The sequence below is a fragment of the Kitasatospora sp. NPDC018058 genome (assembly GCF_044327205.1).
Lineage (GTDB): Bacteria > Actinomycetota > Actinomycetes > Streptomycetales > Streptomycetaceae > Kitasatospora.
Genome location: NZ_JBIRFA010000019.1, coordinates 1 through 21,140, shown reverse-complemented (window position 1 = coordinate 21,140; position 21,140 = coordinate 1). Strand labels below are relative to the sequence as shown.

Annotated in this window: 25 protein-coding genes and 1 pseudogene; 13 read left to right on the top strand and 13 right to left on the bottom strand. The window is 71.8% G+C overall.

Annotation, left to right across the window (positions count from 1 at the left end; translation table 11 throughout):
* Window positions 1-96: 96 nt before the first annotated feature.
* On the bottom strand, window positions 97-585 hold the full coding sequence (locus ACH4E7_RS25995) for a universal stress protein (RefSeq protein WP_396251452.1): 489 nt from the start codon (window positions 583-585) through the stop codon (window positions 97-99).
* Window positions 586-622: 37 nt separating this feature from the next.
* Entirely contained in the window at window positions 623-1,873 is a 1,251-nt protein-coding gene (locus tag ACH4E7_RS25990; RefSeq protein ID WP_396251557.1) for an arsenic transporter, read from the bottom strand.
* Between the two features lie 476 nt (window positions 1,874-2,349).
* Here ACH4E7_RS25990 and ACH4E7_RS25985 point away from each other — a divergent pair, with 476 nt between their 5' ends.
* Entirely contained in the window at window positions 2,350-2,595 is a 246-nt protein-coding gene (locus ACH4E7_RS25985; RefSeq protein WP_396251451.1) for a hypothetical protein, read from the top strand.
* A 240-nt stretch (window positions 2,596-2,835) separates the two neighbouring features.
* On the opposite strand, the gene ACH4E7_RS25980 is transcribed toward ACH4E7_RS25985, so the two are convergent.
* Together ACH4E7_RS25980 and ACH4E7_RS25975 are read right to left on the bottom strand one after the other, a co-directional pair.
* A complete protein-coding gene (locus ACH4E7_RS25980) occupies window positions 2,836-3,531 on the bottom strand; it encodes an alpha/beta fold hydrolase (protein ID WP_396251556.1) in 696 nt (231 codons plus the stop codon).
* A gap of 321 nt (window positions 3,532-3,852) precedes the next feature.
* Window positions 3,853-4,230 (bottom strand): winged helix-turn-helix transcriptional regulator, encoded by a 378-nt coding sequence (locus ACH4E7_RS25975; protein ID WP_396251450.1) that lies wholly within the window; start codon window positions 4,228-4,230, stop codon window positions 3,853-3,855.
* A gap of 139 nt (window positions 4,231-4,369) precedes the next feature.
* On the opposite strand from ACH4E7_RS25975, the gene ACH4E7_RS25970 reads away from it, so the two are divergent.
* From ACH4E7_RS25970 to ACH4E7_RS25945, 6 genes and pseudogenes are all read left to right on the top strand, one after another.
* Window positions 4,370-5,338: an NADP-dependent oxidoreductase gene (locus ACH4E7_RS25970; protein ID WP_396251449.1), complete on the top strand. Its 969-nt coding sequence runs from the start codon at window positions 4,370-4,372 to the stop codon at window positions 5,336-5,338.
* Between the two features lie 29 nt (window positions 5,339-5,367).
* Complete coding sequence (locus ACH4E7_RS25965) at window positions 5,368-5,688, top strand: NIPSNAP family protein (RefSeq protein ID WP_396251448.1); 321 nt, start codon at window positions 5,368-5,370, stop codon at window positions 5,686-5,688.
* A 57-nt stretch (window positions 5,689-5,745) separates the two neighbouring features.
* Complete coding sequence (locus ACH4E7_RS25960; protein ID WP_396251447.1) at window positions 5,746-6,192, top strand: heme-binding protein; 447 nt, start codon at window positions 5,746-5,748, stop codon at window positions 6,190-6,192.
* Between the two features lie 303 nt (window positions 6,193-6,495).
* Window positions 6,496-7,164: a DUF2306 domain-containing protein gene (locus ACH4E7_RS25955; protein WP_396251446.1), complete on the top strand. Its 669-nt coding sequence runs from the start codon at window positions 6,496-6,498 to the stop codon at window positions 7,162-7,164.
* A gap of 63 nt (window positions 7,165-7,227) precedes the next feature.
* Window positions 7,228-7,884, top strand: coding sequence for a TetR/AcrR family transcriptional regulator (locus tag ACH4E7_RS25950; protein WP_396251445.1), 657 nt, complete (start codon window positions 7,228-7,230; stop codon window positions 7,882-7,884).
* Window positions 7,885-8,088: 204 nt separating this feature from the next.
* Window positions 8,089-8,655 (top strand): annotated as a pseudogene (locus ACH4E7_RS25945) (DUF2867 domain-containing protein); the annotation flags it as partial.
* Between the two features lie 395 nt (window positions 8,656-9,050).
* Here the strand turns inward: ACH4E7_RS25945 and ACH4E7_RS25940 are convergent.
* From ACH4E7_RS25940 to ACH4E7_RS25930, 3 genes are read right to left on the bottom strand one after another with little or no spacing between them, the layout of a single operon-like run.
* Entirely contained in the window at window positions 9,051-10,250 is a 1,200-nt protein-coding gene (locus tag ACH4E7_RS25940) for a cytochrome P450 (protein ID WP_396251444.1), read from the bottom strand.
* A gap of 35 nt (window positions 10,251-10,285) precedes the next feature.
* The gene (locus ACH4E7_RS25935) at window positions 10,286-11,656 is read right to left on the bottom strand and encodes an NAD(P)/FAD-dependent oxidoreductase (protein ID WP_396251443.1); all 1,371 of its coding nucleotides are present in this window, start codon (window positions 11,654-11,656) and stop codon (window positions 10,286-10,288) included.
* Window positions 11,646-11,855 carry a ferredoxin gene (locus tag ACH4E7_RS25930; protein WP_396251442.1) on the bottom strand — a complete coding sequence of 70 codons (210 nt, stop codon included), beginning with the start codon at window positions 11,853-11,855 and terminating at the stop codon, window positions 11,646-11,648. Before ACH4E7_RS25930 ends, ACH4E7_RS25935 begins: the two co-directional genes overlap by 11 nt.
* Window positions 11,856-12,077: 222 nt before the next feature.
* Here ACH4E7_RS25930 and ACH4E7_RS25925 point away from each other — a divergent pair, with 222 nt between their 5' ends.
* The gene (locus tag ACH4E7_RS25925; protein ID WP_396251441.1) at window positions 12,078-12,344 is read left to right on the top strand and encodes a hypothetical protein; all 267 of its coding nucleotides are present in this window, start codon (window positions 12,078-12,080) and stop codon (window positions 12,342-12,344) included.
* 154 nt (window positions 12,345-12,498) lie between these two features.
* On the opposite strand, the gene ACH4E7_RS25920 is transcribed toward ACH4E7_RS25925, so the two are convergent.
* From ACH4E7_RS25920 to ACH4E7_RS25900, 5 genes are all read right to left on the bottom strand, one after another.
* A complete protein-coding gene (locus ACH4E7_RS25920) occupies window positions 12,499-12,762 on the bottom strand; it encodes a hypothetical protein (protein WP_396251440.1) in 264 nt (87 codons plus the stop codon).
* Window positions 12,763-13,128: 366 nt separating this feature from the next.
* On the bottom strand, window positions 13,129-13,302 hold the full coding sequence (locus ACH4E7_RS25915; RefSeq protein ID WP_396251438.1) for a DnaJ domain-containing protein: 174 nt from the start codon (window positions 13,300-13,302) through the stop codon (window positions 13,129-13,131).
* On the bottom strand, window positions 13,299-13,610 hold the full coding sequence (locus ACH4E7_RS25910) for a hypothetical protein (protein WP_396251437.1): 312 nt from the start codon (window positions 13,608-13,610) through the stop codon (window positions 13,299-13,301). Before ACH4E7_RS25910 ends, ACH4E7_RS25915 begins: the two co-directional genes overlap by 4 nt.
* Before the next feature lie 249 nt (window positions 13,611-13,859).
* The gene (locus tag ACH4E7_RS25905; RefSeq protein ID WP_396251436.1) at window positions 13,860-14,294 is read right to left on the bottom strand and encodes an Hsp20/alpha crystallin family protein; all 435 of its coding nucleotides are present in this window, start codon (window positions 14,292-14,294) and stop codon (window positions 13,860-13,862) included.
* 404 nt (window positions 14,295-14,698) lie between these two features.
* Window positions 14,699-15,133, bottom strand: coding sequence for an Hsp20/alpha crystallin family protein (locus ACH4E7_RS25900; RefSeq protein WP_396251435.1), 435 nt, complete (start codon window positions 15,131-15,133; stop codon window positions 14,699-14,701).
* A 114-nt stretch (window positions 15,134-15,247) separates the two neighbouring features.
* Between ACH4E7_RS25900 and ACH4E7_RS25895 the strand changes: the two genes are divergently transcribed.
* The 5 genes from ACH4E7_RS25895 (at window position 15,248) to ACH4E7_RS25875 (ending at window position 20,665) form a co-directional block, all read left to right on the top strand.
* Window positions 15,248-15,934 (top strand): type III effector protein, encoded by a 687-nt coding sequence (locus ACH4E7_RS25895; protein ID WP_396251434.1) that lies wholly within the window; start codon window positions 15,248-15,250, stop codon window positions 15,932-15,934.
* A 717-nt stretch (window positions 15,935-16,651) separates the two neighbouring features.
* On the top strand, window positions 16,652-18,592 hold the full coding sequence (htpG, locus tag ACH4E7_RS25890; protein ID WP_396251433.1) for a molecular chaperone HtpG: 1,941 nt from the start codon (window positions 16,652-16,654) through the stop codon (window positions 18,590-18,592).
* 229 nt (window positions 18,593-18,821) lie between these two features.
* The gene (locus tag ACH4E7_RS25885; protein ID WP_396251432.1) at window positions 18,822-19,079 is read left to right on the top strand and encodes a hypothetical protein; all 258 of its coding nucleotides are present in this window, start codon (window positions 18,822-18,824) and stop codon (window positions 19,077-19,079) included.
* Window positions 19,080-19,728: 649 nt separating this feature from the next.
* Window positions 19,729-20,190, top strand: a complete 462-nt coding sequence (locus ACH4E7_RS25880; RefSeq protein WP_396251431.1) for a hypothetical protein — start codon at window positions 19,729-19,731, stop codon at window positions 20,188-20,190.
* 4 nt (window positions 20,191-20,194) lie between these two features.
* Window positions 20,195-20,665, top strand: a complete 471-nt coding sequence (locus tag ACH4E7_RS25875) for a hypothetical protein (protein ID WP_396251430.1) — start codon at window positions 20,195-20,197, stop codon at window positions 20,663-20,665.
* Between the two features lie 151 nt (window positions 20,666-20,816).
* Here ACH4E7_RS25875 and ACH4E7_RS25870 read toward each other — a convergent pair.
* Window positions 20,817-21,140: transposase (locus ACH4E7_RS25870; RefSeq protein ID WP_396251429.1), on the bottom strand; the 324-nt coding region annotated here is incomplete at its 5' end.

Genomic DNA, 21,140 nt, shown 5'->3' with positions numbered 1-21,140 from the left:
GGCTCTCCTACCCGGACCCGGACGTCGGGCACTGAACGGGAGTACCGCCACCGCCCGCCGGGCCGGGGGATCCGGTCCGGCCGGTCCCGCACGACCCTAGGGCCGGTCGGGCGGGGGAGGGATGGTCGCGGTGTCCGGTGCCGGTTCCGGCCAGACCAGCAACACGGGACAGGGCGCGTGGTCGACGACGAAACGGGTCGCAGGGCCGAGGCTGTGCGGCCCGAGGCGGGTGCGGTCGCCGTCGCGGGCGAGGACGAGCAACTCGGCGCCCTCGACGGCCGCGACGACCTCGCGCTCGACGCGTCCGGTGCGCTCCGTGCGGGCGCACGGCCGCCCGAGGCGCTCGGTCGCGGCGTCCAGGAGGTGCCGGGCGGAGGCCGCCGCCAGGGTCTCCACCCGGGTGCCCGGGTCCCGCTCGCGGTGGCCGCGGCCGAGCAGCCCGGCGAACGCGCCGTGCGCGACACCCGGCACCTCCTGGCCGCTGACGTGGAGCAGGACGATCTGCGCGCCCTGCGGCGCGTGCGCGCGGGCGGCGTCCACACAGGCGGGCCAGGTGCCCTCGGTGATCCAGACGACGACGGTCACGGGCTCATCCTCCTCATGGTCCGGGTGCTCCTCGTGCTCAGAAGACCTGCAGCGACCCCCACAGTGCCACCACGGCCGCGACCAGGGCGGCGGGCACGACGAGCAGCCCGAGCCGGGTGAACTCGCCCAGGCCGATGTCGGTGTCGTGCTCGCGGACGATGCGCCGCCACAGCAGGGTGGCCAGCGAGCCGGCGTAGGTGAGGTTGGGGCCGATGTTCACTCCGAGCAGCACCGCCAGCACCGCCCCGGCACCGGACGGGACGGCCAACGGCAGCAGCACCAGGGTGGCCGGCAGGTTGTTGATGACGTTCGCCAGCACCGCCGCCAGCGCCGCCGTACCGAGCAGCGCGGGCAACGAGGAGCCGTGGGGGACGAGGTGCCCGAGCGCGGAAGCCAGCCCGTTGTCCACGACGGCCCGCACCACGATGCCGAGCGCCAGCACGAAGGCCAGGAAAGGCACCGCCGCCGAGCGCACGATCGCCACCGGGGTGGTGCGTCGCCGCACCAGCGTTCGGCCGGCGAGCACCAGGGCTCCGGCAAGGGCCGCCCAGGCCGGATCGACCCCGATGATCGAGGTGAGGACGAACCCCGCGAGCGTGCAGGCGACGGTGACGAGGGCGAACAGCGGCATCTCCGGTGCCGTCACCTCGTCCGAGGCCGGGGCGCCCGCGTCCAGGTCGGCTGCGAAGAACCGGCGCAGCACCACGTACTCCACGGCGATGGCCGCCAGCCACGGCAGCGCCATCAGCGCGGCGAACCGGGTGAAGCTCAGCCCGCTGGCGGCGAAGGCCAGGAGGTTGGTGAGGTTGGAGACCGGCAACAGCAACGAAGCCGTGTTCGACAGGTGCGTGCAGGCGTAGACGTGCGGCTTGGGCCGCGCACCCAGCCGGGCCGCGGTCACGAACACCACCGGAGTCAGCAGCACCACGGTCGCATCCAGGCTGAGCACCGCCGTGACCACCGAAGCCACCACGAACACCTGCGCCAGCAGCCGCCGCGGGCTCCCGGCGGACGTCCGGGCCATCCACGCCCCGCAGGCCCGGAACAGGCCCTCGTCGTCACACAGCTGCGCCAGCACCAGGACCGCGGCGAGGAAGCCGATCACCGGCCCAAGGCGCTCGGCCTCGGCCGCCGCGTGGGCCGGCGAGATCGCGCCGGTGGCGATCACCAGCCCGGCGGCCGGCACCGCGACCACCGCCTCCGGCCACCCCCACGGCCGCACCACCGCACAGATCAGCACCAGCGCCAGCAACCCGATGGAGAGCGCTTCCGCGAACGACGTACTCAGGGGACTGCTCCTTGCAGGCAACGGTGACAACACAGGCAACCCAACCGGAAACGCCAGGTCACGGCCGGTCGGTGCGGGCCAACGGTACGCGGTGCTCACGCGGTGGACGCAAGGCGCTCCGAGCTGACGGCCGACCAGGGCGGGCCGCGGCGCCTCGAACGGGGCCGAGCGCCGGGGCCGTCGCCGCGCCCGGTGGAGCAAGCCCCGATCGGGTCGGCGGGGCTCCTCGCGGCCGGGGCTGCCGGGCCCGCTCCGGTCAGGCGCCGACCGGCAGGAGGGAAGGTGGGTTCGGCGATAGCTCGGCGACGGGTTCGAGGTGGGCGTGGCCCCGGTCGGCGCGGAGACCGACGGCCTCCGCGCGGCCGTCACTTGCCGTGGGCGCCCCTGCGGCGGCGTCCCCGCAGCACCAGCACGGAGCCGGTGGCGATGGCCGCCAGGCCGCCGACGGCTCCGTAGACGACGCTATCGCTCGCCCCGTGGAGGCCAGGTTCTGGCCGGCCTGCCCGCCGCTGGGGGCCGGCGGGCCGGAGGAGGCGGCGGCCGCCGCCTGCGCCCGGCTGTTGACGGTGCTGGAGGCCCGGACGACCGGTGCGGCGCTGCTCGGCGCGCCGGTGGGCGCGCTCGCCGGGGCGGCGGGCGCGGTCGTCGGAGCGGCGGGCGAGGGGCTGGCGGCCGGGCCGGCGGTCGAGGCCGGCTTGAGCTGGAGGGTGGTGATCGAGTGACCGGTCGCCGACACCGCCGTTATCCACCCGCAGCCTGCCGTGCAGGCACGGGCCCCTGCCGGCGCCGCCCGGACCCTGCGCGCTCTGCTGCCCGAGCAGACGACGTTGAGCAGCGCGGAACCGCACCTTTTGGGCGAGTGGCTCGACCGGCTGAGGTCGGACAGCTGGGCGTCAACTGGTCCGTCGGCCGGGATTTCTTGGGTTCTGGTCGCGATTCCGTGAATGATCTTTCCGCTGCCGTCACAGGCTCAGCAGCAGGTCCCGGACTGTGTCGGGCTGGGACAGGAACGGGTGGTGGCCGGCGTCGAGTTCGACAACACTGCCGGCTCGGCGGGCGAAGTCGCGCTGCAGGCGTGGCGGGGTGCCCCGGTCCTGGGCACAGACGAGGTAGGTCGAGGGCACCTGCTGCCATGCGGCCGCCCCGACCGGCTGCCTGGTCACCTGCACGCTCTGCCGGGCAAGGTGGTCCGCCGCGTGTGCCTGGATCTCGGGATCGCAGTCCTGCAGGAAAGTGTCCACGAGTCGCTCGGGGCGAACCCCGAAGGTGCCGGTGGCGGAGTCGATGTCGAGGAACGAGGCGGGGCTGCCGTCCCCGAAGTCCGACAGGCTCTGCCCGACCTCGGGCAGGTAGCTGGAGATCAACACCAGGTGGCGGACCGACCCGGCACCCGCGGCGGCTTCCGCGGTGATGATGCCGCCATAGCTGTGGGCGACCACAACAGTGGGTTCATCGCTGTCCAGCAGCACCTGCCGCACCGCCGCGACGTCCTCGGACAGCCCTGGACCGCCGCGGCCCCCGGGAAGGCCCGCCTCGCCGCAGCTCGGCAGCGCCGGCGACACGCTCAGCACCCGTCGCTCCCGCAGCAACTCAGCCATGCGGTGCCACCACCACGACCCGTCCCGCACACACGCCCCATGCACGAACACGACCCGCATCGCTGCCTCCACGTTCCGCCTCGGCTGCCTTTCGACCAACGATAGGTGTAGCCGCTGTTGCAACGACGAGCCGAAGATCATTCACGGCATCGCGGTGCGAGCCGTCTCTTGCGGTCCTCGGCCGGAGGGCCGGGCCATCCGTTGATGGACTGCCCGCTCCGACAGCCAGGGAGACGACACCCGTGTACTCACTTGCGTGGGACCTGGTCCGTTGTTCTCCCGAGTCGGCACCAAAGCGCCGAGGACGATGCTGGTGTCCCGCAGGTCCTCGGGGCAAGGTCCGCACGAGAGGCGCTGCTCTGCCACGCGGAGGTGACGGCCTCAGGATGCGACCGGCTCCGGCCGGTAGGCGTGGTCGATGTTGTCCTCGACCCACGAGCGGAGTGCGTTGAGCGGGATCGCGGCGCTCTGGCCGAGCGGGGTGAGGGAGTATTCGACGTGCAGGGGGACGGCGGGGTAGACGGTGCGGTCGAGGATGCCGAAGTCCTCCAGGCGACGCAGGGTCTGGGTCAGCACCTTGGGGCTGACGCCTTGAAGCTTGCGCTGGAGTTCGCCGAAGCGCTGGGGGCCGGCTTCGAGGGCGCCGATGGCCAGCGCGGACCATTTGTTGGCGAGCAGGTCCAACAGGGTGCGACAAGGGCACTGGGCGGCGTAGACGTCGTGGTGCGAGTGCTGGCCGCTGGGGCAGGTGGTCGTCATGCTCACTCTCCTCGCCAGGTCACTTCCCGATGGGAAGTACTGGACCTTGAAGGTAACTATACCCACGGGGATAGCGTCGTCGACGTCGAGGGAAGGCTGCCAACGGCCTTCCACAGAGTGCTCTTTCAGGAGATGACGCATGTCCGCAGACATGATGCGCGCGGTGGTCCAGGACGGTTTCGGCGGCCCGGAGGTGCTGCGGGTCGAGCGGGTGCCGCGCCCGGTGCCGCTGCCGACCGAAGTGCTGGTCCGCGTGCACGCGGCGGGGATCAACCCGGTGGACTGGAAGACCCGCGGTGGCACCGGTATGGCGGGCCTGCTGGGTGAGCCGCCGTTCACTCTCGGCTGGGACGTGTCCGGTGTGGTGGAGGAGGTCGGCTTCGGTGTGACCACGCTGAAGGTCGGCGACGAGGTCTACGGCATGCCCTGGTTCCCCCGCGTCGCGAACGCCTACGCCGAGTACGTGACCGCCCCGGCCCGGCAGTGGGCACGCAAGCCGGCCACCATTGGCCACGTGCACGCGGCCGCCGTGCCGCTGGCGGCGCTGACCGCCTGGCAGGCCGTGGTCGACACCGCCCACGTGCAGGCCGGCCAGCGCGTTCTGATCACGGCCGCCGCCGGCGGGGTGGGCCACTTCGCGGTCCAGTTCGCCCGCCACCTGGGCGCCCACGTGATCGCCACTGCCAGCGCCGCCCGCCACCCCTGGCTCAAGGAGCTCGGCGCCGACGAGACCATCGACTACACCACCACCCGCTTCGAGGATGCCACCAGGGACGTCGACGTCGTCATCGACCTGGTGGGCGACGCGCACGACCAGACCAGTACCCGCTCGCTGAAGGTGCTGCGCCCCGGCGGCCTGCTGGTCGCGATCCCGGCCGGCGTCTCCCCGGAGCTGGCCGAGGCCGCCGAGGCGGCCGGTGTGCGGGTCACTCCGTTCCTGGTCGAGCCGGACGGCGCCGCGCTGACGACGATCGCCGGCCTGATCGACGCCGGTGAGGTCGCTGTCGAGGTGGAGGAGACCTTCCCGCTGGAGCAGGCCGGCGAGGCCCACGCCCGCGGCGAGGCCGGTCGCACGCGCGGCAAGCTCGTCCTGACTGTCACCAACTGACCATCACCACAAGCAGTTTGGAGTAGGCCGTGTACTACGAGATCCGCCGCTACCACGCCCAGCCCGGGCGCCGCGAGGAGTGGGTGCGCTACATGGAGGACGTGGTCATCCCGTTCCAGGCCTCGCTGGGCATGGACGTGACCGCCTCCTTCGTCGACGCCGAGGACGAGGACGGCTACGTGTGGATCCGCCGCTTCGAGGACGAGGCCCAGAGCGAGGCCCTGGATGCGGCGGTCTACCAGCACGACCGCTGGAAGAACGAGATCGGCCCGGTCGTCCACGGCCTGCTGATCCCCGAGAAGTCCGTCGTCACCCGCGTCATCCCCACCCCGGCCTCACCGCTGCGGTGACCCGGCCCGGATCGCTGCAGCGCCACCAGCACCGCCCAGCCCAGGAGGAAACCCTTCATGAGCACTGACACTCTCCAGAAGTCAGCTCCCGCCTCCACGATCACCCAGGCCGCCGCCGGCGCACTCATCGCGGCGGTGCACACGGCCGCCGCCCGGATCGGCTTCACGGCCGCCGTCGCCGTCACCGACCCGGGCGGACACCTGAAGGCGTTCGACCGCGCCGACGACACACCTTTCCTCACCGCCGAGGTCGCGCTCGACAAGGCATGGACCGCGGCCTCCTTCCAGACCCCCACCCACGCGTGGAACGACTACCTGGCCAACCCGAAGATCGCGCCGCTGGCCAGCCACCCGCGCCTGATGGCGGTCGGCGGCGGCTACCCGATCATCGACAACGGCCGGTGCGTCGGCGGCCTCGGAATCTCCGGCGGCAGCTACGAGCAGGACCAGCAGGCCGCCGAGGAGGCCCTGGCGGCCATCGGCTACGAGCGGCCTGTCAACTGACCATCTGTCGGGCGCCTGCCGGCCTCCTCGCCGTCCGCGACTGTTCCTCGACCAGACGGGTCCGGCGGGGGTTGTCCGGATGGACCGCGCCGCCCAGAGCCTGACTGTCGCTCATCTCCGTGCATTGACGTGCCGAGAGCCCGCTCCCTAATCTGGACAGTGTCCATCTGGACACTGTCCAGATGGATGGTTTCGCACCACGCCTTCACACGGAAAGGCACCGCCGTGACCACCGCACCGACAGCAACACCACCCGTGACCAAGGGCGGGCGCCGAGGCACCCGCCGGGTCAACTGGACTTTCATGACCGTGCTCTCACTCGCGATCACGGGCTACTTCGTCGGCCAGTACGCGACCGGCAGCCTGCAGTCCCTCGGCGCCCGGCACGTCGGGCTGGCGAACAACTACGCCAACCGCGCGTTGCCGGTCCAGATCGCCTTCTACACCCACATCGTCTTCGCGGGTCTGGCGCTGTCCGTCGGGCCGTTCCAGTTCGTCCGGGCGATCCGGCGGCGACGGCCCGGCCTGCACCGCTGGATCGGACGTACCTACCTGGTGTCCATCGCCTTCGGCTCGGTCGCCGCGTTCGTGATGTCGTTCGTCAGCGAGGCCGGACTGGTCGGCCTCTTCGGCTTCGGCAGCTTGGCGGTGTTGTGGGCCTGGACCTCCTACCGCGGCTACCGCGCGATCCGGCAGCGCGACCTTGCCAGTCACCGGGCATGGATGATCCGCAGCTTCGCGCTGACCTTCGCTGCTCCTACGCTGCGTCTCTGGCTTGGCCTGCTCATCGGGGTCCAGGCCGTGGCCGGAAGCCACGCCACAGGTCAGCAGATGTTCGACAACGCCTACGCCGCCGTCCCGTTCCTGTGCTGGCTGCCCAACATCGTCGTCGCGGAACTCATGATCCGCCGCCGCAACCTCCCCGGCCTGCGCCTTTCCCCCCTCGACCAGGCTGGAGCGAACCCTGCTTGACGGACCACACGTTGCGCGATGACACGCTGGCTGGAGGAGATCGTTCATGCCAGGATCGACGACATGGCCACTCGCTCGACGCCCACCCGCTCCAGCTACCACCACGGTGACCTGCGCGTTGCGCTGGTCGAGGCCGGGGCGGAGCTAGCCCGCAAAGACGGGCCCGACGCGATCGTGCTGCGGGAGGTCACGCGCACCGTCGGCGTGGCGCCCAACGCCGTGTACGCGCACTTCAAGACGCTGGCCGAGTTGAAGGCCGCCGTCGCGCAGCACGCCCTGCGCGAGATGGCGGCCGCCATGCTGGTCCACCTCGCCCAGGTCGACGAACCCGCCGACCCACGCGAGGCGGCCAAGGCCCACCTGCGCGAAGTCGGCCGCGCCTACGTGCACTTCGCACTCGCCCAACCCGGCCTGTTCCGGACGGCCATGGACGACAACCCCGCCGGAGTCGGCACCCCCGGCCACGGCAAGGACAAGCTGGACGCCGACGAGCGCCCGAAGCCGGACGCGCTGCTCATTGCCGCACTGCAGCGACTGACCCGGACCGGCGAGCTGCCGGCCGAGCAGACCGACGCCGCGGTCATGGCCAGCTGGGCCACCGTCCACGGCCTGGCCACGATCCTGCTCAACCTCCAGCCCGGCCGTTCGCCCGCGGAGCGGGAGGCGGCCATCGACGCGGGACTGCACTACCTGCTGCAAGGCCTCACCGCACGCGTCTGACGCCACGTCGGGATCCGCGGCGTCAAGATGCGCGAGGGCTCCGCGAAAGCCGCCGAGGCCCTCGCCAGGCAGGGCCGCTACCAGCACGTTCGGGACAACCTGCGGGTCAAGGAGGTCCGCCTGGACTCCGACCCCGGCAGACGCTGGATCATCTGCCACAACCCCGCCGAGGCCGAAAGGGACAAGGCCCGACGCGAACAGCAGCGGCGGATCCGGGACGCCGAGGTCGCCACCCGCTGGTCCTGCGCGAGCCTGCCCGGCGCGCCCAGCGACCCGCTGCCCACCGACCCGCAGTGGGCCGGCGGCAGCCTCTACCAGGACGTGCGGGAGCACCGCGTGGCCGCGGACCCGCAGACCGTCTGGCGAGTGGTGGAGGGCATCGGCGGGGACAACGGCTGGTACTCCTTCCCGCTCGCGTGGGCGCTGCGCGGCCTGCTGGACCGGCTGGCCGGGGGAGTCGGCCTGCGGCGCGGGCGGCGCGATCCGGCTCGCCTGCGGGTGGGCGACTCGCTGGACTTCTGGCGGGTGGAGGCCATCGACCGCCCACGGCTGCTGCGGCTGCGCGCGGAGATGCGGCTGCCCGGACTGGCCTGGCTGGAGCTCTCCGTGGCCCCCGACGGCGCCGGCGGAACGCTCTACCGCCAGCGCGCCGTGTTCCACCCCCGCGGGCTGGCCGGGCACGCCTACTGGTGGGCCGTGGCTCCGTTCCACGCGATCGTCTTCGGCGCGATGGCCCGCAACATCACCCGACGGGTGATCGCGGCCGGTTGAGGCGGCCTGCTTGCCGGTTACCGGATGTGATCGGCGCTGAAGCTGCCGGGTTGCTGCCGACGCTCGATCTCCTCCAGCTACGACGCCAACACAGCCGCCTCGCGGTCAGCCATGAGGCCGTGGCCGCGCTGGTGTAGGCCAGGCGGAAGCTGCGGGCATGGTTCAACAGCTACGACCCGGTGGACTCCCGGTTCGAACAGCGGCCGTGCGGCACCGTGCCCACGACACGCTTGGGCCTGAGGTCCTTGGCCGCCGCCCTGGGCGAGACGCCTCCCGCCTGGCATGTTCGCGTCCAAAAGGTGGCAGGTCAAATATTCTGCCCGAATTTCTCCGGCGCCCGCAGTGTTGGGGAGACTTTGCGCAGGCGCCAGAGCAGGTCGCAGGCAACGTCGCGGTCAGAGTCGGACGGGGAGGTGGCGGGGGCCGCGGAGCATGGCGGCGTGCCGGTAGGGGGGTGGGTCCTGGAGGAGGGTTGCGCTGGTGAGGCGGGGGATCAGTGCGCCGAGCGCGGCCTGGGCTTCGATGCGGGCGAGTGGTGCGCCGTAGCACAGGTGGACGCCGCTGCCGAAGCCGAGGTGCTGGTGGTCCGGGCGGGTGGGGTCGAACCGGTCGGGATCGTGGAAACGCTTGGGGTCGCGGTTGCCGGAGGCCAGCGCAAGCACGACGGAGGTGCCCTTGGGGAGGGTGGTGCCGGCGATGTCCACGTCGGCGAGGGGGATGCGTTGCCGCATGTGGACCGGGGGCTCGTAGCGCAGCAGCTCCTCCACCGCGGCCGGTAGCAGGACGGGTTCGCGGCGCAGCCGGTCCAGTTGGTCGGGGTGGCGTAGCAGGGTGAGGACTCCGTTGGTGATGAGGTTGACGGTGGTCTCGTGTCCGGCGATGAGGAGCAGTACGGCGGTTTCCGCGAGTTCCTCGTGGGTGAGCCGCATGGCCGGGTCGGGTTCGTTGATGTAGGCGGAGAGCATGTCGCCGGTGGGATGGTCGCGGCGTTGTTCGGCGAGATTCACCAGGTACTGGCCCATCTCGATCCGTGCCTGCTCGCCGGCCCGGTCCCGCTCGGCGGAGGACTCCTCGTCGGGTCTGACGTCGGCGGAGGCGACGATCGCGTCGGACCATTGCCGGAACCGTGGTTCGTCTTCCTGGGGGACGCCGAGCAGTCGGCAGATGACGGTGACGGGCAGCGGGTAGGCGAAGTCGTCGACGATGTCGATCGGGGTGCGGTCCTGGAGGTTCTGGAGCAGTTCCTCGGTGACTTCGGTGATCTGGCCGCGCATGGCGTCGATGCGGCCGGGGCTGTGCGGCGGGCCGAACGGCCGCATGGCCAGGCTGCGCAGTCTGTGGTGCTCGGGGTCGTCGAGTCGTAGGAACGGCGGCTTCGGCGCCCCCTCGGGCGGGGTGGCGAGGTTGCGGGGATCGGCGCTGATGCGTGGGTCGTGGAGGAGCGCGGTGATCTCGTGGTAGGTGCCGATCAGGTAGCTGCCGTCGGCCTGCCGCACGACGGGACCGGCTTCGCGCAGTTCCGTGTAGAGCGGGTAGGGGTCGGGGCGGTTGGCGTAGTCGGTGATCCGTTCCAGGAGGGTGTCGGCGGCGGCCATGGGGTGGGGCTCCTCGTGGTTGGGCGGGGTGTGGGTCAGGTGGGCTGTACCACGGTCAGTCGGCGGTCGGGCAGGTGGCCGGTGAGCGCGACGGTGGGGCCGTGGGAGAGCCCCTTCGGATCCGGCACGTCCGAGGGGAGCGGGATCTCGGCCGCGAGCGGGCGGTCGGACGCGCCGGGCGCGGGCGGGAAGGGGGCGGCGGTCTCGATCAGACGGGTGTAGTAGTCGAGTGACTTGGCCATGTCGACGGTGACCGCGGCCGTGACCCGGCCCTGGTAGCCGTAGACCATCGCCAGGCGACGCTCCTCCAGCGTGCCTTGGGCGATGACCACGTGGTCGGAGAAGGTGGGCACGCCCACGGACTTGATGTTGAGCCCGAACTGGGTCGACCAGAACGTCGGGAGGGCAAGGTGCGGGCGGCGCAGGGGTCCGGGATTGACCATGTTGTGGGCGGCGATTTCGGCCTGCGCGACCGCGTTGCCCCAGTGCTCCAGGGAGAGCATCTGGTAGCCGAACAGCGGGTGGGGGAAACGGGAGACGTCACCGGCCACGAAGACGTCGTCGGTGACGATGCCGTACATGTCGAAGGCCCGGCACCCGGCGTCGCAGGCGATCCCGCGCGGGCCTGCCGCCAGTCCGGAGTCCGCCAGCCATTCGACGTTGCGGACCGCCCCCAGGGCCGCGACGCACACGTCCGCGTCCACGCGGCTGCCGTCGGACAGGTCCGCACCGGTGAACCGGCCGTTCCCGTCGCCGCGCAGGGCGGTGACGGTCACCCCGCAGCGCAGGTCCACCCCGTGGTTGCGCTGCATGGCGGCCGCGAGCTTCGACAGGGTGCCGCCGAGCGCGCCCACCAGGGGGGCGGGGCCGCGTTCGGTGACCGTGACGTCGAGACCGCGTTCCCGGCAGGCGGAGGCGATCTCCGAGCCGGTGAAGCCCCCGCCGATCACCAGCACCCGCCGCGGCCCCGCGGCCAGCCGCTCGGCCAGCCCGGCGGCGTCCTCGCGGGTGCGCAGGGTGAACACTCCGTCCAGGGCGGCCTCCTCCGCCTTGGGCCAGGGCCTGGCCCGGGTGCCGGTGGCGATCAGCAGCCGGTCGAACGGCAGCGATTCGCCGTCGGCCAGCACCACCCGTTTCCCGAGAGGGTCCACGCCGGTGGCACGGACCCCGAGCCGCCAGTCGGCGTCCGGGTCCCGGCGCATCGGCAGAGCGGTGGACTCCGCCGCGACCTGGCCGAGCAGGACCTGCTTGGACAGCGGTGGCCGGTCGTAGGGCGGATGGGGCTCGTCCCCGACCACGGTCAGGGAGCCGGTGAAGCCCTCCTCGCGCAGCGCCTCGGCGGCCCGCAACCCGGCCAGCGACGCGCCGACGATGACGATCCGGCCTTCTCGAAGGTCAGCGGCCATCGGGGCTCACCTCCTTGCCGAGAACGATGGCCTGGACCGGGCACGCCGCCGCAGCCTGGCGCACGCGCTCCAGTTGGTCGTCGGGAACGGCCGGGGCGTACAGCAGCCCCTCCTCCCCGTGCAGCTGGAACACCTCCGGCGCGAGGAACACGCACTGCGCATAGCCCTGGCAGCGTGTGAGGTCCACGACGATCTGCATCCCATTACTCCCTCCGTCGCCTCCCCCTCTCCGTTCCAGAGTGGGGGAGGGACCGGACCTTCGCATGGCTACGGGTCATCCCCGGCGAGAAGGGCCGGGGATCGGAGAGCCGTCGACCATCGGCACCTGCTCCCCGGCGTTGGCCTCGGGCTGTTCATCGTCTGGCTGAAGTCCGGACCAGGGGCGATCACGGGCATCGACCGCCCGGCGGGGAACGGACTGGTGTACCCAGGGCCGGGCGCTCAGGCCGTGCGCGGGCCGGCCCGGATTCAGAACGTCCTGACCGGGGTGCGCCAGTTCCTGCTCCACGGCATCACCGCGAAGGCGGTGCCCTCGCAGGTGATGGCCCAGATGTACGAGGTGGCGGACGACGGGGACCTGCCGCAGCGGGCCCGTGGCGAGGAGCTGACCGGCTACCGGATGCGGCCCCGGCACCGGTGCAGGTTCCGCGCAAGGTGGGCGAGCGGGCCACCGACAGCGAGTTCGTGAAGCTGTTCCTGGCCGCCCGCAACGCCCGTGACCGCACCGGCCGACGCCGCTGGCGCGTTCTGGCCGCCCTCGCCGACGCCGCGAAGAACGGCACCGAGATCGGCGTCACCGCCATCGCCCGCCGCGCGGGCGGCGACCGCGCCTGCCTCTGCCGCTACCGCGACCTCCTCACCCAGATCCACAAGGCGCTGAGCTGGCCACCACCCCCGGCGGCCACGGTCCGGCCGTCAGCCGCGCCTTCCTCAAGGCCGACCTCGCGACCGGCGACGCCCGCGCGGCGTGCCCCGCCGCCCGGGTCCGTCGCCTCGAGCAGCGGCTCAGCGAAGCGCTTGGCGAGCAGGTCTGGCGCGAGGTGGGCATCGACGGGGCGGACGACACCGAATAGCTCAAGGCCCGGATCGCCGCCCTGGAACAGCAAGTCGTCGTCTTGGAGCTCAAGTTCCAGGACCAGCTGACGACCTCGACGCCGCCAGGGCGGCCAACCGCGGGCTCATGGGTCAGCTCAACCGGCACGCTGACCGATCATCCGGCGCGTCCGAGCGGTGACGTCGCCCCGGACCGCGACCGGCTGAAACGAAGCCAGCCCGGCTCCCAGCTGTCAAGCGGCCGGGAGCCGGGCGGATGGCCGGGCCTGCCCGGCATCGGGGCGGGGGGCTGATGCGGACAGGGCCCGCGACAACCGTCGCCCCGTGCGGCTGCTCCGGATAGGTGACCGGCGGCCGAACGGCTGGTGTCTGCGGGGCCGGCGTGCGGACCGGTCGGCCATGGCGGTCCGGGGCGCCGGTCAGGCGGGGGTGGGCGTCGATGACGCGGGCGAGTTGCTCGGCGGCGGCTGGTCGGGGTTGGTGTCCGGGTACAGCGCCCGGGCCAGGGCGCGGTAGGCGCTTGCGATCCGGTCCCGGGTCGCGCCGTGGGGAAGCCCGAGCACCCGGTAGGGGTCATCTCGGGGGATGCTCACTCCGGTCCACCTCCAACCCGTGGGATCCCCTGCCGCCGGTGCCCGAGGCGCGGCGGGGAGCGGACCCGCCCCGTGACCTTTCGCGGACTGTGGTCAAGGGATGCGGGCGGGGCCTGTGCGTCCGACGTTCGAGGCCGGGGGTGGTGGTTCGCGTCGCCCGGTCCGCCGGTGGGCGGCCGGTCGCCGGGGCCGGTCGGCTCGGCCGGCAGGTCGGTGAGAGAGTGGAAGGCGGCGTCCAGGAGGTCCGGGTCGTTACAGATCAGGTCCCAGAACGCCTTGTCCACGGCTTCGGTGGTCTGCGCGGTCATGGCGCGCACCTCGCGGCTGACTGGGGGTGCCGCGCGGGGCCCCGGGAAGAAGCCCGTGGTTCCGCGCGGCACCCGACCCTTTCGTTTTCCTTGGGTTCCAGGCCCGAGGGCCAAGGTCGGGCCTGGAGATTCGTGGCCTGCGCCGTTCGGCGCAGGGTCTCGGGTCGGGGTGCCGCGCGGGCGGCCGAAGGGTGGACCGTTCCGTCCGCGCGGCACCGTTTCCTTTGGGGCACCAGGCCCGACGGGTGGTTAGGCCTGGAGTTCCTTGCGGTCGCTGCCCCCGCTGATCTGGATCTTGCGGGGCTTGGCGGTCTCGGCGACCGGGATGGTGAGGGTGAGTACGCCTGCCTCGTAGGCGGCGGTGATGTGCTCGGCGTCGAGGGCGTCGCCGAGGAACAGTTGCCGGGAGAAGACCCCGAGTGGGCGTTCGGAGAGCTGGACCTCGGCGTTGTCGCCGCGCTGCGTGGGACGGCGCTCGGCCTTGACGGTGAGCACGTTCTTCTCGACGTCCAGGTCGATCGCGTCCGGGCTGACGCCGGGAAGGTCGAACTGGACGTAGAACGTGTCGCCGTCGCGCCAGGCGTCCATCGGCATCGCGGACGGGCGCGACCAGGTGCCGGTCGTGCCGAACAACTGCTGGGTGAGTCGGTCCAGCTCGCGGAACGGGTCAGTGCGCATCAACATCGTCGAGTACCTCCTCGTCGAATCAACGGGCGACTTCGACGCGCTCACACATCCCTCATAGCATGTCACCTTCCCAGCGACAAGTCGCACATGTCGCCGGATGGATGACAGAGCGGATGGTCAGGCGTCCTGGGGACAGGGCCCCGGTGTCAGTGGCCTTCAGTGGCCGGGCCGCCGGCGTCGGGGTGCCGCGCAGCGCGGACGGGCGGCCGGTCCCGCGGCGCGGGTGCGGGCGGCGATCGGCGCACCGAGAGCCCGGCAGCCGGCGAACGTCACCTGCGGCAGGTCCGGCACCACCCCGGCCTGCCCGCAACTGCGGGGCGGCGTCCAGGTCGAGCCCGCCAGCGCCACGCGCCGCGCCGTATCCGTAGCCCTGACCGGCGGGGCGTCGGCCTCGCGCGGGTTCACGCCGCCGCGACAACGGCCTGGCCGCTCTCCTCGGGTGACTGGCCGGCCTCACTGGCCTGGACGGTGATCTTGCGGGGCCGGGAGGCCGAGGCGACGGGGGCGGTGAGGGTCAGGACGCCGTCCTGCAGGTGGGCCGCGATACGGCCCGGGTCGAGGCTGCCGGCCAGCTGGATCCGGCGCTCGAACACCCCGTGGGTCCGCTCGGCGAGCTGGGTGCGCGCGCCCTCGCCGCGCGGGGCGGGACGGCGTTCGGCCTTCACGGTCACCATCCGGCCCAGCACGTCGACGTCGATCGCCTCCAGCGCAACGCCGGGCAGGTCGAGTGCGATCACGAAACGCTCGTCCTCGCGCCAGGCGTCCATCGGAATCGGGGCCGGCCGCGACCAGGACCCGAGGGGCGCCTGGTGGGTCACCGCAGTGGGCATGGACATCGTCGGACACCTCCGGTCCAGAAGGTCTTGTTCGCACCGGTGCGGCGCGACACGAACCGTTGTAGCATGTCGTCCAGGCGATGACAAACACCCAGTCAGCGAAAGAGTGACGACATGGATACGCAGGACACCGGCGCGGCCGGGGTAGGGCCAGCCTCGTTCCTGGCCGCCGCCGCCGCGCTGGGCATGATGGACGCCGCCGCCCGCACCGCCCGCCACGCACCCCCGGACGACGCGGGCCAGAGCGACCCGCACCATGCCCTGTCCGCGCTCTTGATGCTGCGCCACCTTCGCGAGGAACTCGCCGGCTGGGAGACCGGTCTGATCGAGACGGCCCGCGGCGCCGGCGCCACCTGGGCCGACCTCGCCGAACCGATGGGCGTCCAGAGCCGCCAGGCCGCCGAGCGCCGCTACCTGCGCATGCGCCCGAACGCCGATGCTGGCACCGAGGCGGGCAGCACCGGCGAGCAGCGTGTCCAGGCCACCCGCGACCAGCGCGCCGCCGACCGCGCGGTGACGACCTGGGCCCGCGACAACGCCGCGGACCTACGCCGCCTCGCCGGACAGATCGGCGCCCTGGACGACCTCACCACCTCGGCGGCCCCTGCCATAGAACGCCTGCTGGACGCGCTCGGGCACAACGACCCCGCCCGCCTGCTCGCCCCGCTCGCCGAGACCCGGCCCCTCCTGGAGGCGGACCACCCGACGATCGCCGACCGCCTCGATGAGCTCACCGCCCGAACCGAACAGCTTCGTGTCGACAGCGACCGGCAGCGCCGCACACCCCCGGCCGGCCCGTGAGCACCCCGGCCGCGACCCTGCCGGGCTGTGGCCCGCACGTCAGCGGCCCTGTTCACCGTCGCAAAGCCTGCCCGGCCCGCAAAGCGCGAGTTGAGAGGCCCTGAGGCCCTCGACGTGAAGACCACCCCCCGTGAGGGCGCCGCGTCGTCCCTGACCCCAGTCGTCGCCCATGACTCCAGCCGACCTGCAGCAGCCGCTGATCACACGCGCCCCCGGCATACCGGGCATCGCTGCCGCCGACAGACGTAACGACGACAGCCACTGCGGACTGACCGTGACCCTCGAAGGCGGTCGGCAGGTGTGGTGGTCCATCACCGGTGCCGACGGCCCCGCCCCCACCACCGACGACGGCGGCGCCGAGGCTGTGGAGGTGCCGGACCTGACGGGCGGGCCGGTTACGGTGGCCCTCGTCGAGCAGGCCCTGGTCGCCGCCGCCACGGCCGGCGAGGCGTCCAGTGATCTCTTTCGCGTCGACCGGTACAGCACCCGCCCCTGGTCCGCTACGGCGCCACGCTGGAGTGCCGCGACGGCTGGAAGCTCTTCCTGTCCTGCTACGGCACCGCCCGCCCCGGCCACGCCCGCCCTGAGCAGCCCTACCAGCCCCTCAGCCACACCTGAACACCCCCGGGGCCGGCCACGCGGCACACCCGGCCGGCCTCGGCAAGTCGACCCGACCCGAACCCTTTCCACTACGCGCACATGAAGGAGACGCCTCCCGTGGCCAGCCCGACCGAGACACTGGAGTTCCAGGCGGAGACCCGCCAGCTGCTGCAGCTGGTGATCCACTCGATCTACTCGAACAAGGACATCTTCCTGCGAGAGCTGATCTCCAACGCCTCCGACGCCCTCGACAAGCTCCGCCTGGAATCCCTCACCGACACCGGCCTCGCAGTCGACACCTCCGACCTGCACATCACGCTGGACATCGACCGCGACGCCCGCACCCTGACGGTGCGGGACAACGGCATCGGCATGACCCGCGAGGACGTCGTCGACCTGATCGGCACCATCGCCAAGTCCGGCACCGCCAGCCTGCTGGCCAAGATCAAGGAGGCCAAGGACGCGGACGCGGCGCAGAGCCTGATCGGCCAGTTCGGCGTCGGCTTCTACTCCGCGTTCATGGTCGCCGACAAGGTCACCCTGCACACCCGCCGCGCCGGCACCGAGCAGGGCACCGTGTGGGCGTCCGACGGTGAGGGAACCTACACGATCGCGGAGGCCGACGACCTGCCGGTGGGCACCTCGGTCACGCTGCACCTCAAGCCGGCGGACGGCGAGGACGGGCTCGGCGACTACCTCGCGGCGTGGAAGATCCGCCAGATCGTCAAGCGGTACTCGGACTTCATCCGCTGGCCCATCCGCATGGCCGCCGAGCCCGTCGAGGCGGGCGCCGAATCCGCCACGGACGAGAAGGCCGCCGTCGTGCCGGAGACGCTGAACTCGATGAAGGCGCTGTGGGCCCGTCCCCGCAGTGAGGTGACCGAGGCCGAGTACCACGAGTTCTACCAGCAGATCAGCCACGACTGGCAGGCCCCGGCCGAGACCATCCACATGCGCGCCGAGGGCACCTTCGAGTACGAGGCGCTGCTGTTCATCCCCGCCCACGCCCCGTTCGACCTGTTCTCCCGCGACACCAAGCGGGGCGTGCAGCTGTACGTCAAGCGCGTGTTCATCATGGACGACTGCGACGCGCTGATGCCGAACTACCTGCGTTTCGTCAAGGGCGTCGTCGACGCCCACGACCTCTCGCTGAACGTCTCCCGTGAGATCCTGCAGCACGACCGCCAGATCACCGCGGTTCGCCGACGCCTCGTCAAGAAGGTCCTCAGCGCCCTCAAGGACATGCAGGCCGCGAACACCGACGCCTACACCAAGCTGTGGGAGCAGTTCGGCCGGGTGATCAAGGAAGGCCTGATCGAGGACCGCGACAGCACCGACACCCTGCTGGAGCTGGTCTCCGCCCAGTCCACCAATGCCCCGGAGAAGGCGACCACGCTGCGCGAGTACGTCGCGCGGATGAAGGACGGCCAGGACACCATCTACTACCTGACCGGCGAGAGTCGCCAGATGGTGGAGAACTCCCCGCACATGGAGGCCTTCACCGCCAAGGGATACGAGGTCCTGATCCTCACCGACCCCGTCGACGAGGTCTGGACCGACCAGATCCCCGCCTTCGACGGCCACCGCTTCCAGTCCATCGCCAAGGGCCAGGTCGACCTCGACAACGACGCCGACGGCGACGGCAGTGACGAGGCGAAGGCGGACAAGGCCCGGCGCGAACAGGACTTCGCCGCCCTCCTCGCGTGGCTGCAGACCGCCCTGGCCGAGCACGTCAAGCAGGTCCGCCTCTCCACCCGGCTCACCACCTCCGCCGCCTGCCTGGTCGGCGACGCCCACGACGTGACCCCCACCCTGGAGAAGATGTACCGGGCCATGGGCCAAGACCTCCCCACCGTGAAGCGGATCCTCGAACTCAACCCCACCCACCCCCTCATCACCGCCCTGCACCAGGCCCACCAGGCAGGAGCCGACGACCCGACGCTCGCCGACATCGCCGAACTCGTCCACGGCAGCGCCCTGCTCGCCGAAGGCGGCGACCTGCCCGACCCGGCCCGCTTCACCCGTCTCCTGACCGACCGCCTCACCCACACCCTGTAACCCCCTGCGGGTGCGGCTGGCCGCGGCTAACAGTGCCCGGCCGGCCGCACTCCCGCGCCGCTTGGCCAGGACCGCCCGCCAGCGGGCGGGCGCGCACCGGCCCGGGGCCGGGCTGCATCACCTTGGCAGGAGTGCGGCCCGCAGCACCGCTTCCCTCACCCGTTTCGGCAGCCGGAAACGGAAGCCGGCCACCGCCGACAGCTACCCGACCGACCAAGGACATCCGCGCGTGTACGAGTACACCGACCGCAAGAACCGCACCCCGGCCGACCGCGTCAACGCCGCCGCCGAGCGCCGTCCGGACCACGGCACCGAGCAGGACAAGGTCACCGCGACCGCACTGCTGGCCGACATGCTCCACGCCGCGGCCCAGCACGGCATCACCCTTGACACCTTCGACTGGGTCGCCGACCTACCCGGACACTGCTACGCCGCCGTCGTCTCCCCTCTGCGCGCGCGGGCCACCCGGTGGGCCACGGCCAGCTGAACACGACGAGCCGGGCCGGGCGCCTACCGTCCTGCGCCGATCTCGCGCGGGCGGCGGCGCCCCTGCTGCCCCGGGCAGCGGCCCAGGACGAAGCTGCTCTGTTCGAACCGGAGCCCAGGCTTCGGGGCCAGGCCGACGACTTCGCCGAAGCCCGGGCGGCCGGCCGTGAGCTCATGGACGAGCTCGATTCGCCGCGCCGAGGCGATCACCAGGCGCCTGCGAGCGGTGAAACGCCCGGGTCCCGACCGCTGAGCGGCCGGGAGACGGCTGGGACGGACGTGACTGTGGCCTGCTCGGTGCGTTCACCGGGGCCATGGCGGGCGCAGCCGCCGGGCGCGGCGGGGAAGGGGTGCCCGCGCGGACCAACAAGGCCGAGTCGTAGTCTGCGGCCATGACCGAAGTCCCTATTGCCACATGTGAGCCGCTGGACGCCGTACGTCTTCCGGCCCCGTCACCTGTACTGACGGCCACGCCCTGCCCCGGTCCAGACGAAAACCTCCAGATCGGTTCTGAGAGAACCTGAAGCTCGGGTTGCTTGATGGGCTATTCAGATGTATACGGACTGGTGGGAGTGTTTCCGGATGCCGACAGGCGGAGGCCGTACGTCGGGTCTGGGAGCTGAAGCGGGTGAAGTGTGTCGGCCGAGGAGGTGTCGACATTGATCATAGAACTGGCTCTGGAACGTGCGGAGTTCACCTGCGGCCACTGCTGGCACCAGTGGAGCATCGACTACGACGTCCAGCACTACCGTGACAGTGAGGGACGCGACTGGGAGTACTTCTCCCGGGACGGTATCGCCGTGGACTCGCCCTACACTCCCGCGGGTGCGCCGCCGTGTCCCGAGTGCGGGCGCCGCTGGGTGGGGCGCTGTGCGGCCCGCCGTCTGATCCCCACGCCGCCGGGCGCGCTCGACACGCCCCGCCAGCCGATCATGGATGCGGCGGGTCACCGGCCGGAGCGGCACGGCGCGCCGCTGCTCGCAGCGCGGGCCCACCTTCAGCCGGAGCAGATCGGCCCGCCCGCTTCCGGTGCCGGTGAGCCCAGGGCGATGGAGACGGCCTCGTCCGTACGGAAAGGGGAGCAGCAGGCTGTCGCGGGTGAGGGGGTGTGAGGCGATGGCCAGGTTGACGATCGAAGGCGCGGATCTGGTGGTGCGGCTGCGCTGGTGGGAGCGGCTCGCGGCACGGTCGGGACCGGTCCGGGTGTCGCTGACAGCGGTGGAGAAGGTCACGATCACCAGGGAACCGTGGCGGGTTCTGCGTGGTGCCCGCGAACGCGGCGTGCTGGTCCCCGGCCGGCTGTGCCTGGGGGTGTGGCGCCATCCTGGCGGCCGGGACTTCGTAGCCCTGCGCCCGTTCACGGACGTCGTGGTGAGCATCGACCTGCGCCGGCCTTGTGTGTACGCGCGCATCGCGGTCCACTCGACCGAGGCGCCGCGAACGGCGGCCGACCTGCGCATGGCGGTGAGCCGGGCCGCTGTCGCGGCGGACGGGCGGGATGAGGATGTCCCCGAGGCGATGCCGGAGCCCGAGAAGCCGCTGGCCAGGCCCGGTGGCCGATGGACGGGCGTTCCGGCCCACGCCTGAGACACCGGCCTGCGCCGCATGGGGCACAGGCCAAGGAGGTCGCGAATGCTGACGGAGCGAATGCCGCGTGAGATCGCGGTGGCTGCCGCCGAAGAGATCCGCCGTCTCAACGAACGCACCGTGCGGACCGGTGCCTACTGACCTCGGCGCTTCAAGGTGATGGCGGTGGGAGGTCGAGGGAGAGTCCGGCCCCGGTGAGGAAGCCGTCGAGGATGTCGGAGCGGTACTGCAATCGCTTGAGGCGGTTACGGACAACAGCCTCCAGCTGGTCAAGGGCGACATTGGCGAGGTTCGCCAGACTGCGTTTGACGTGGGCCCACAGGTACTCGACCGCGTTCAGCTCGGGTGCGTATGCGGGCAGGATGAACACCGTCAGCCAGTCCCGCGCATCGATCAGGTCGCGCATGGCATGGGAGACGTGGGTGTTCAGCCGGTCCCACACCAGCACGATCGGCGCCTTGACCAGCTGATGGAC

Coding starts and splice junctions, on each gene's coding strand:
- ACH4E7_RS25980 (WP_396251556.1), bottom strand. CDS start 3,531: ATGCGGGTCGTGTTCGTGCATGGGGCGTGTGTGCGGGACGGGTCGTGG.
- ACH4E7_RS25900 (WP_396251435.1), bottom strand. CDS start 15,133: ATGTCCATGCCCACTGCGGTGACCCACCAGGCGCCCCTCGGGTCCTGG.
- ACH4E7_RS25930 (WP_396251442.1), bottom strand. CDS start 11,855: ATGCAGATCGTCGTGGACCTCACACGCTGCCAGGGCTATGCGCAGTGC.
- ACH4E7_RS25935 (WP_396251443.1), bottom strand. CDS start 11,656: ATGGCCGCTGACCTTCGAGAAGGCCGGATCGTCATCGTCGGCGCGTCG.
- ACH4E7_RS25895 (WP_396251434.1), top strand. CDS start 15,248: ATGGATACGCAGGACACCGGCGCGGCCGGGGTAGGGCCAGCCTCGTTC.
- ACH4E7_RS25910 (WP_396251437.1), bottom strand. CDS start 13,610: ATGACCGCGCAGACCACCGAAGCCGTGGACAAGGCGTTCTGGGACCTG.
- ACH4E7_RS25970 (WP_396251449.1), top strand. CDS start 4,370: ATGTCCGCAGACATGATGCGCGCGGTGGTCCAGGACGGTTTCGGCGGC.
- ACH4E7_RS25905 (WP_396251436.1), bottom strand. CDS start 14,294: ATGTTGATGCGCACTGACCCGTTCCGCGAGCTGGACCGACTCACCCAG.
- ACH4E7_RS25950 (WP_396251445.1), top strand. CDS start 7,228: ATGGCCACTCGCTCGACGCCCACCCGCTCCAGCTACCACCACGGTGAC.
- ACH4E7_RS25975 (WP_396251450.1), bottom strand. CDS start 4,230: ATGACGACCACCTGCCCCAGCGGCCAGCACTCGCACCACGACGTCTAC.
- ACH4E7_RS25875 (WP_396251430.1), top strand. CDS start 20,195: ATGGCCAGGTTGACGATCGAAGGCGCGGATCTGGTGGTGCGGCTGCGC.
- ACH4E7_RS25940 (WP_396251444.1), bottom strand. CDS start 10,250: ATGGCCGCCGCCGACACCCTCCTGGAACGGATCACCGACTACGCCAAC.
- ACH4E7_RS25955 (WP_396251446.1), top strand. CDS start 6,496: ATGACCGTGCTCTCACTCGCGATCACGGGCTACTTCGTCGGCCAGTAC.
- ACH4E7_RS25960 (WP_396251447.1), top strand. CDS start 5,746: ATGAGCACTGACACTCTCCAGAAGTCAGCTCCCGCCTCCACGATCACC.